Here is an 8,810-nt window from a genome sequence, read left to right on the forward strand (position 1 = left end):
GATTGCGCCGCACGCAGCGCCACATCGCGTGCCGATTCGCCAGCCTGCGCCCCGCGCGCATCGGGCGAGGGCACGCGCCAGCCATTCTTGACCAGCGGCGCGTAAGTCGCTGAAAACAGCGGCACATCGGTGACGGCCAATGCGCCCACGGTTTCGCCGTGGTAGCTGTTTTCCAGACTGACGAAGCGCTGTTTTTTATCCTGCCCCAGATTCTTCCAGTAATGAAAGCTCATCTTGAGCGCGATCTCGGTTGCCGAGGCGCCATCCGACGCATAAAACGCGTGCCCAAGGCCTGATAGTACCGCCAGCCGTTCGGATAACTCGATCACCGGCTGATGGGTAAAGCCGGCCAGCATCACATGGTCGAGCCGATCCAGTTGGCGGCTGATGGCGGCCTTGATGCGCGGCTCATTGTGGCCGAACAGGTTGACCCACCACGAGGACACGCCATCGAGATAACGCTTGCCGTCAAAATCGACGAGATAAGCGCCGTCACCGCGTGCAATCGGCACGATGGGCAGGGTTTCGTGGCGTTTCATCTGGGTGCAGGGGTGCCAGACGGCGGCGCGGCTGCGGTTCAGCCAGTCGGTATTCAGGGTCATGGTCGTTTTGGGCAATATGAAGGGAGGTTCAGCCTTCCCACGGTAACTCCAGCAGGAGCGGGGCCGGCAATTGCTGCTTGAGGGTGGCGAGATTGTCGCTGTAGCGCGCTTGCTCGGGCTCGATACGGTTGGCAATCCAGCCGGCCAGCGTGCAGCCGGCGGTGGCGATGGCCTGTGCACTGAGCCGCGCATGATTGATGCAGCCCAGCTTCATGCCCACCACCAGAATCACCGGCAGCTGCAGCGCCTGCGCCAGATCCTGGATGGTTATCCGGTCGGATAGCGGAGCAAACCAGCCGCCGGCGCCTTCGACCAGCACCACGTCGGCATCGGCCGCCAGCTGCCGGTAGTGCTGGCAAATGGTGGTCAGCAACACTTCGATACCGGCTTCGCGGGCGGCGATATGCGGCGAGATGGCCGGCTCGAAGCGGTAGGGCGACATCAGCGCACGGTCTTGCTGGGCGGTGGCGGCAATCAGGCGTTCGACATCGTCGTTGATTAGCGTGCCGTCGTTTGCGCGGATGCAGCCGGAGGCGACCGGCTTCATCGCCAGCACCCGTTTGCCTTCGGCCTGCAGTGTGCGGATCAGCTTGACCGTACTGTGGGTCTTGCCGCAATCGGTATCGGTGCCGGTGATGAAATAGCCTTGAGTCATGATGATCCTAATTCCGTGGCGGAAAGGCTTACAGGCGCGGCTCTACCGCCTGCCTCAGGTTCTGTTCGGAGAGCTTGCCGGTGAGGCGGGCGACGACCTTGCCCTGACGGTCGAGTATCACGGTAAAGGGCAGGCCGCCGGTGCTATTGCCCAGACTGCGCATCAGGCCCAGGGTGTCGGCGTCGCCCAGCAATACCGGATAGCCGATGCGCAGGCTGCGCAGGAAATTCTGCACTTCGACCGGCTGATCCAGCGCAATGCCGACGACTTCGACCCCCTGATTGCGCCAGCGGCTACGCAGCGCATCCAGCATCGGCATCTCTTCGCGGCATGGCGCGCACCAGGTCGCCCAGAAGTTGACTACCACCACTTTGCCGCGCCATTGCGCCAGCGTCTGGCTCTTGCCGTTCAGGCTGGAGAAGCGGGTCTGATCCAGATTGCTGCTGCCGGCCAGCGCACTGGCCGATACAGAAAAGGACATCAGTATTGCAACTAGGAATAACTGGGCAGTTTTTACAGTCATCATGTATATCTTGTTGAGAGTCTGGTGTCTTGCCACCCCTTGTGCGCTGATGGGTGGAATTATTCCGTGTTAAAATCCGCGATTACATTTGCTCTGGAGTGAGCATGGCCATCCTTGTCTGCGGGGCGATTGCCTACGATACCCTGTTTTCGTTCGAAGACCGTTTCGATAGCCAGATTCTGCCCGATCAGCTGCACAAGATCTCGACCACTTTTCTGGCGCCGACCATGCGCCGCGAGTTCGGTGGTCCGGCTGGCAATATCGCCTACAGTCTTGCCATGCTCGGCGAAAAGCCCATTTTGATGGGCGCGGTGGGCGAGGACTTTGCCCCTTACCGCCAGCATCTGAAAAATTTCGGTATCGATGAACGCTTCGTCAAGGTGATACGCGGCCAGTATACCCCGCAGTGCTTCGGCATTGCCGACTGCGACGGCAACCAGCTGATGGCTTTTCATCCGGGGGCGATGGATTTCGGCAACAGCAACCATATTGCCGATGTGCCGGATGCGGTGGATATTGCCATCCTGTCGCCGGGCGGCCGTGCCGCTTTTCTGCAGCATGCGCAGGAGCTGCACGAGGCCGGCATTCCCTTTATTTTCGATCCGGGTCAGGAGTTGCCGCTGTTGTCGGCCGATGAAATCCGCGAGTTGGTGTCCAAGGCCAGCTATGTGGCGATCAATGACTACGAGAGCGAGCTGATACGCGAACGTGCCGGCCTGACGCTGGACAAGCTCAGGCAGCAGGTCAAGGCGCTGATTATCACCCGTGGCTCCAAGGGGGCCGAAATCTACGTCGATGACAGTGTGCACCTGATTCCGCGCGTGCAGATGGATGCGCCGCCGGTCGATCCCATGGGCTGCGGCGATGCCTTCCGTGCCGGCCTGCTCTACGGTATCCGCCATGGCCTCGACTGGAAGGTGACCGGGCGCCTGGCCAATGTGATCGGGGCGATCAAGGTGACGCATAACGGCCCGCAAAACCATTTCTTCGACTGGCAGAGCCTGGGTGTGCTGTATCAGCGCAATTACAATGAAGACCTGCCGTTGCCGGCAGCCAAGGTCTGAGTCCAGTCTTGCTGCTTGAATCCGGGGGCTGCTGTCCCCACTATCAATTGATTACATTTGATTGACCATTGGGGATGTTATGCCCGTACCGCATTTAACGACCGCACTCAAAGGCCCGTTGCTGGCACTCGAAAGCCGCATCATTGCGGCACAGCCGCAGATCGAACACTGGTTCCGTAGCCAGTGGCAGCATCACGATACGCCGTTTTACGGCTCGGTCGACTTGCGTAACAGCGGCTTCAAGCTGGCGCCGGTCGATATGAACCTGTTCCCCGGTGGCTTCAATAACCTGAATCCGGAGTTTCTGCCGCTGGCGGTACAGGCCGCGCAAAGTGCGGTGGACAAGGTGTGTCCGGAAGCGCGCAGCCTGCTGCTGATCCCGGAAAACCATACCCGCAACACCTACTATCTGCAGAATGTCGCCACGCTGGCGCATATTTTCGGCCAGGCCGGGCTCAAGGTGCGTCTGGGCAGCCTCAACCCCGAGGTGACCGAGCCTGTCGAGCTGACCTCGGTCAATGGCGACAAGCTGGTGCTGGAACCCATCCTGCGTCAGGGCAATCGCCTGCGGCTGGCCGATGGTTTCGATCCGTGCGTGGTCTTGCTCAATAACGATTTGTCAGCCGGCATTCCGGCACTGCTGCAGAATCTGGAGCAGACACTGCTGCCGCCGCTGCATGCCGGCTGGGCGGTGCGGCGCAAGACCCATCATTTCGGTGCTTATGATCAGGTGTGCAATGACTTCGCCCGGCTGATTTCTATCGATCCGTGGCTGATCAACCCTTATTTTGCCCAGTGTTCGAATCTGGATTTCCATTCGCGTCAGGGCGAGGAAGAGCTGGCGCGTACCGTGGGCGAGATGCTGGACAAGATCCGCATCAAGTATGCCGAATACGGCATTACCCAGGAGCCGTTCGTCATCGTCAAGGCTGATGCCGGCACCTACGGCATGGGCATCATGTCGGTGAAAAGTGCGGAGGAGGTGATCGGCCTCAACCGCAAGGCGCGCAACAAGATGTCGGTGGTGAAGGAGGGGCTGGAAGTCTCGGAAGTGATCGTGCAGGAAGGTGTTTATACCTTCGAGAGCATCAACGAGGCAGTCGCCGAACCGGTGGTCTACATGATGGACCGCTATGTGATCGGCGGCTTCTATCGCGTGCATACCGGACGCGGCATCGATGAAAACCTGAACGCGCCGGGCATGCACTTCGTCCCGCTGTCGTTCGAGTGCCCATGCCTGCCGGACAAACAGGGCGAGCCGGATTGTCCGCCCAACCGCTTCTACGCCTATGGCGTGATCGCGCGTCTGGCCTTGCTGGCTTCGGCACTGGAGCTGGAAGCCACCGATCCGGACGCCTGATTTCCGTATTGCCTGAGGGCCGGTGATGCGTCACCGGCTTTTTTTATCCGAATTTACGGAGCATTTCCATGCGCATCCTGTTTATTGCCGACCCGCTTGCCAGCTTCAAAATCTACAAGGACTCCACTTTCGCCATGATGGAAGAGGCGGCCAGCCGTGGTCACGCGCTGTCTTTTGCCGAAGCCGGTGATATTTCGGTGGAGGGCGGGCGCCTGCTGGTTGATGCCTGCAATCTGTCGCTGATTAGCGACGAGGAACGCTGGTACCGCTGCGACAGCAAGCTGCGCCAGCCGCTGGCCGCTTTCAATGCAGTGGTGATGCGCAAGGACCCGCCGTTCGATCTGGAATACCTGTACACCACGCAGTTGTTTTCGCTGGCGGAAAAAGAGGGCGTGCGGATTTTCAATAGCGGCCAGGCGCTGCGCGACTTTAACGAGAAGCTGGCGATCCTGAATTTCCCCGAGCTGATCGCACCGACGATGGTGAGCAATAATATGGCGCGGCTGAAGGCCTTTGTGCGCCTGCATCAGGACGTGATCGTCAAGCCGCTGGACGGCATGGGGGGTACCAGCATTTTCCGTGTCACCCCGGAGGATGCCAACCTGAACGTGATTCTGGAAAGTATCAGCCACGAGGGCAAGCGCACGGTGATGGCACAGCGCTATATCCCCGAAATTCGCGATGGCGACAAGCGAATTCTGGTGATAGACGGTGTGCCGGTCGATTATGCGCTGGCGCGTATTCCGCAAGCCGGCGAGACGCGCGGCAATCTGGCCGCCGGTGGTCGCGGCGAAGCCCGCCCCCTGTCGGCACGCGATCGCGAGATCGCCGCTGCGGTGGCACCCGAACTCAAGCGCCGCGGCATCCTGCTGGCCGGCCTCGATGTGATCGGCAACTACCTGACCGAAGTGAATGTCACCAGCCCGACCTGCTTCCGTGAAATCATGGACCAGACCGATATCAATGTGGCCGGCCTGTTTATCGATGCGCTGGAGCGCGCCACAGGCGGCGTATGAGGCGGGTTCTGCTGCCGGCCTTGCTGTTTCTCGCGGCGGCATGCAGCCGCGAGCCCGCACCTTACCGGCAGGAAAGTTATGTGTTCGGTACCCGGGTCGAGATCAGCGTCGCCGGCTTGCCCGAGGCTCGCGCCAAGCCGGCGGTTGCGGCGGTGCTGGCCGATCTGGATGCGCTGAACAGCCGGCTGCATGCGTGGCAGGCGGGCAGCGAAGTGATGGCGCTGAATGCGGCATTTGCTGCCGGCAAAGCCGCGACCGTTGCCCCCGATGTGCAAGCCTTGCTGCGGCGCGGCCAGTATTACGAAACGGCGTCCGGCGGCCTGTTTTCGCCTGCCATCGGCCAGCTGATCGGCTTGTGGGGTTTTCATGCCGACAGCTATATGCCGGTGTCGCCTGAGCCTGCCCGCATCAAGGCACTGCTTGCGGCCCGCCCCGCCATGTCCGACCTGGTTTTTGACGGCGCGAAGGTCAGTAGCCGCAACACGGCGCTGGTGCTGGATCTGGGGGGGATTGCCAAGGGCTGGGCGCTGGACCGGGCCCGCACCCGCCTGCAGGGGGCGGGCGTGACGTCTGCCCTGATCAATATCGGCGGCAATGTGATGGCGCTGGGAAGCAAGCCGGACGGCGAGCCTTGGCGTGTCGGCATTCAGCATCCGCGCAAGAACGAGGCGCTGGCCATGGTGGAGCTGGCCGATGGTGAGGCTATCGGTACTTCGGGCGACTATCAGCGCTATTTCGAGCTGAACGGCCAGCGCCACTGCCACCTGATCGATCCGCGCGACGGCAATACCGATTGCCGCATGCAGGCCGCCACCGTGATTGCGCCGGCGGGCCCGGAGGCCGGGCTGGTGTCGGATGTGGCCAGCAAACCGCTCTATCTTGCCGGCCCCACCCATGCGGCCGCTTACGCCAGACGCATGGGCGTGCGTGATATCCTGCTGCTGGACGAGGCGGGGCGGGCGTGGATCAGCCCTTCGCTGTCGCAACGCCTACACTGGCTGACCAAGCCGCAACAGATTACCTTGCTGGAATAACCATGAAGTCTCAGGAAACAAGCCCGTACAAGGGAAAAACCGGCTTGCGCCGGCTGTTCAATGCCTTCGGCTATTCGATGGCCGGCTTCAAGGCCGCCTGGGTGCATGAAGATGCCTTTCGCCAACTGAGCTTGCTGGCACTGGTGCTGGTGCCGACCGCCTGCCTGCTGGACGTGGGTACGGTCGAGCGGGTGCTGCTGATTGCCGCCACGCTGGCGACACTGATTATCGAGCTGTTCAATTCGGCGATCGAGGCGGCTGTCGACCACACTTCGCTTGAGCGCCATCCGCTGGCCAAGCGCGCCAAGGATATGGGCAGCGCCGCTCAGTTTCTCGGCCTGTGCAATCTGGCCGTGGTGTGGGGGCTGATCCTGCTGGGCTGAGCTTGTCAATCGTATGGCATGGCCTTAGCCTAGGCGGATTCAGACCGCGAAAGCCTGCCATGCACACCACCCTGATTTCGGCCAGCGAACTGGCCGCCCTGCCTCCTGCACACACCCTGTTGCTGGATTGCCGCTTTCAGCTGGCCGACTCCGGCTATGGCGCACGCGCCTATGCCGCCGGCCATCTGCCCGGCGCACACTATCTGCATCTGGATGCCGATCTGTCCGGCCCCAAAAACGGGCGCAACGGCCGCCATCCCTTGCCGGACAGCACCGCGCTGGGTGCGCGTCTGGGCGCGCTGGGTGTCGGTGAAAATATCCAGGTTGTTGCCTATGACGACGCCGGCGGCATGTTTGCCGCGCGTGCCTGGTTTTTGCTGCGTCGTCTCGGGCATGCTGCCGTGGCGGTGCTCGACGGGGGTGTCGCCGCCTGGCAGCAGGCCGGCTTCAGCCTGACCGAGGAGGTGCCCTTGCCCCAGCCTTGTCGTTTTAAGCCCGCTCCCGCATTGAATGCGATCGTTGACGTGGATGCGGTGCTGGCCAATCTGGCGCAGCCGGATTTTGTGCTGGTTGATGCCCGTAGCCCCGAGCGTTTTCGCGGTATGGGCGAGAGTATGGACCCGGTTGGCGGTCATATTCCCGGCGCGCTGAACCGCTGCTTTCTGGATAATCTGGGGCCGGATGGCGGCTATCTGCCGGCAGCGCAGTTGGCGAGCCAATGGCGTGCCATGCCCGGCTTGCCGGCGGATAGCCGTGCGGTCGTACACCAGTGCGGCAGCGGCGTGACCGCCTGCGTCAACCTGCTGGCGATGGAACATGCGGGTCTTGGCGGCAGCCGGCTGTATCCGGGCTCGTGGAGCGAATGGTGTAGCGATCCGGCGCGTCCTGTTAGCAGCGGCACCTGATCCGCCTGCCGCTTACCGCCATGGCGGCTGGCGTTATCGCGATGCACGCGCTAAACCGGTTGGGTGAAGCGTGATGTGGTGAGCGGAGGTCGGTATGATCAAGCAGGTTCTGGCGCGTGTGTTCTCTGGGGTGCAGGGTGCGCCTTTTGCCGTGTATTACTGGGATGGCGAAACCGTCCATTACGGCCCGCGCGGGGAGGCGGCCTTCGTGCTGAGCTTTACCCGGGCTCCGCCTGTTGTGCTGGAGGACCCCGTTGTCTATCTCGGGGAGTGCTATATGGACGGCGTGCTCGAGATCGATGGCTCGTGGGATGCCTTGCTGGGCGCGATGGTCATGAGCGAAGACACCTTGTTTCGGCGCAGTGCCTCGCGGGCGCTGGGCTGGATAGGCGAGCGGCTGCAGGCGCGGCGCGAGCGTCAGCAGCACAATGTGCGTCGCCATTACGATCTGGGTAACGACTTCTACCGTTTGTGGCTGGATGCGAGTCTGACCTATTCTTGTGCCTATTTTCGCTTGCCTGACGACAGCCTGGAGACCGCACAACATAACAAAATTGCGTTGTCCCTGGACAAGCTGGCCCTGCGCCCGGGGATGCGTATCCTGGATATAGGCTGCGGCTGGGGCGAAATGGCGATGGCGGCGGCACGGCGTGGTGCCAAGGTGGTCGGCATTACCCTGTCGCGCGAGCAGCATGATGGCGCCCGCGAGCGGGTCCGGGCGGCGGGGCTCGCCAGCAGGGTAGACATCCGGCTGATGGATTATCTCGATCTGGACGGGCAGCACGAGCAGTTTGAGCGCATTGTCAGTATCGGCATGTTCGAGCATGTCGGTCGCGGCCACCATCACGACTTCTTTGCCCGTGCCGCCAGTGTGCTTGCGCCGGGCGGGCTGATGCTGCTGCATACCATTACCGGCCCCGAGAGCCGCGAAACCAACCCGTGGGTAGAGAAATACATCTTCCCGGGCGGTCATATCCCGGCGCCGGAGACGCTGGTGTCGGCACTGCCGGCACACGGTATGAAGCTGGTGCATATGGAAAGCCTGCGCCTGCACTATGCGCGTACCCTGCAGCTGTGGCTGACGCGTTTTCTGGCGGTGCAGGATGAAGTCCGGCTGATGTTCGACGAACGCTTCGTACGCATGTGGACCATGTATCTGCGCGGCAGCTCGGCCGCCTTTCGTGGCGGCGACCTCGACATCCACCAGCTGCTGGTCTCCAAGGGTAATAACAATGCCCTGCCGCGCGACTGGGGCTATCTGTATCGCA

Annotated in this window: 10 protein-coding genes; 7 read left to right on the plus strand and 3 right to left on the minus strand. The window is 61.9% G+C overall.

What is annotated here, in order from left to right; all coding sequences use genetic code 11:
• The 3 genes from ACRC1E_RS03225 to ACRC1E_RS03235 all read right to left on the minus strand — a co-directional run.
• Positions 1 to 602: aminotransferase class III-fold pyridoxal phosphate-dependent enzyme (locus ACRC1E_RS03225; RefSeq protein ID WP_438513670.1), on the minus strand; the 602-nt coding region annotated here is incomplete at its 3' end.
• Between the two features lie 28 nt (positions 603 to 630).
• Positions 631 to 1,257, minus strand: a complete 627-nt coding sequence (gene bioD / locus ACRC1E_RS03230; protein WP_438513671.1) for a dethiobiotin synthase — start codon at positions 1,255 to 1,257, stop codon at positions 631 to 633.
• A 28-nt stretch (positions 1,258 to 1,285) separates the two neighbouring features.
• Positions 1,286 to 1,738: a TlpA family protein disulfide reductase gene (locus ACRC1E_RS03235; RefSeq protein ID WP_438513672.1), complete on the minus strand. Its 453-nt coding sequence runs from the start codon at positions 1,736 to 1,738 to the stop codon at positions 1,286 to 1,288.
• 146 nt (positions 1,739 to 1,884) lie between these two features.
• Here ACRC1E_RS03235 and ACRC1E_RS03240 point away from each other — a divergent pair, with 146 nt between their 5' ends.
• The 7 genes from ACRC1E_RS03240 to ACRC1E_RS03270 form a co-directional block, all read left to right on the plus strand.
• Positions 1,885 to 2,844 (plus strand): carbohydrate kinase family protein, encoded by a 960-nt coding sequence (locus tag ACRC1E_RS03240; protein ID WP_438513673.1) that lies wholly within the window; start codon positions 1,885 to 1,887, stop codon positions 2,842 to 2,844.
• Positions 2,845 to 2,923: 79 nt separating this feature from the next.
• The gene (gene gshA / locus ACRC1E_RS03245; RefSeq protein WP_438513674.1) at positions 2,924 to 4,204 is read left to right on the plus strand and encodes a glutamate--cysteine ligase; all 1,281 of its coding nucleotides are present in this window, start codon (positions 2,924 to 2,926) and stop codon (positions 4,202 to 4,204) included.
• Positions 4,205 to 4,272: 68 nt separating this feature from the next.
• Complete coding sequence (gene gshB, locus ACRC1E_RS03250) at positions 4,273 to 5,220, plus strand: glutathione synthase (RefSeq protein ID WP_438513675.1); 948 nt, start codon at positions 4,273 to 4,275, stop codon at positions 5,218 to 5,220.
• Entirely contained in the window at positions 5,217 to 6,254 is a 1,038-nt protein-coding gene (locus ACRC1E_RS03255) for an FAD:protein FMN transferase (protein WP_438513676.1), read from the plus strand. Before gshB ends, ACRC1E_RS03255 begins: the two co-directional genes overlap by 4 nt.
• A gap of 2 nt (positions 6,255 to 6,256) precedes the next feature.
• On the plus strand, positions 6,257 to 6,637 hold the full coding sequence (locus ACRC1E_RS03260; RefSeq protein ID WP_438513677.1) for a diacylglycerol kinase: 381 nt from the start codon (positions 6,257 to 6,259) through the stop codon (positions 6,635 to 6,637).
• Between the two features lie 59 nt (positions 6,638 to 6,696).
• Positions 6,697 to 7,542, plus strand: a complete 846-nt coding sequence (locus ACRC1E_RS03265; RefSeq protein ID WP_438513678.1) for a sulfurtransferase — start codon at positions 6,697 to 6,699, stop codon at positions 7,540 to 7,542.
• A 94-nt stretch (positions 7,543 to 7,636) separates the two neighbouring features.
• Positions 7,637 to 8,810: class I SAM-dependent methyltransferase (locus tag ACRC1E_RS03270; protein WP_438513679.1), on the plus strand; the 1,174-nt coding region annotated here is incomplete at its 3' end.

Origin of the sequence: Craterilacuibacter sp. (assembly GCF_051659485.1) — a bacterium.
In the GTDB taxonomy this organism is placed as follows: Bacteria; Pseudomonadota; Gammaproteobacteria; order Burkholderiales; family Chromobacteriaceae; genus Craterilacuibacter.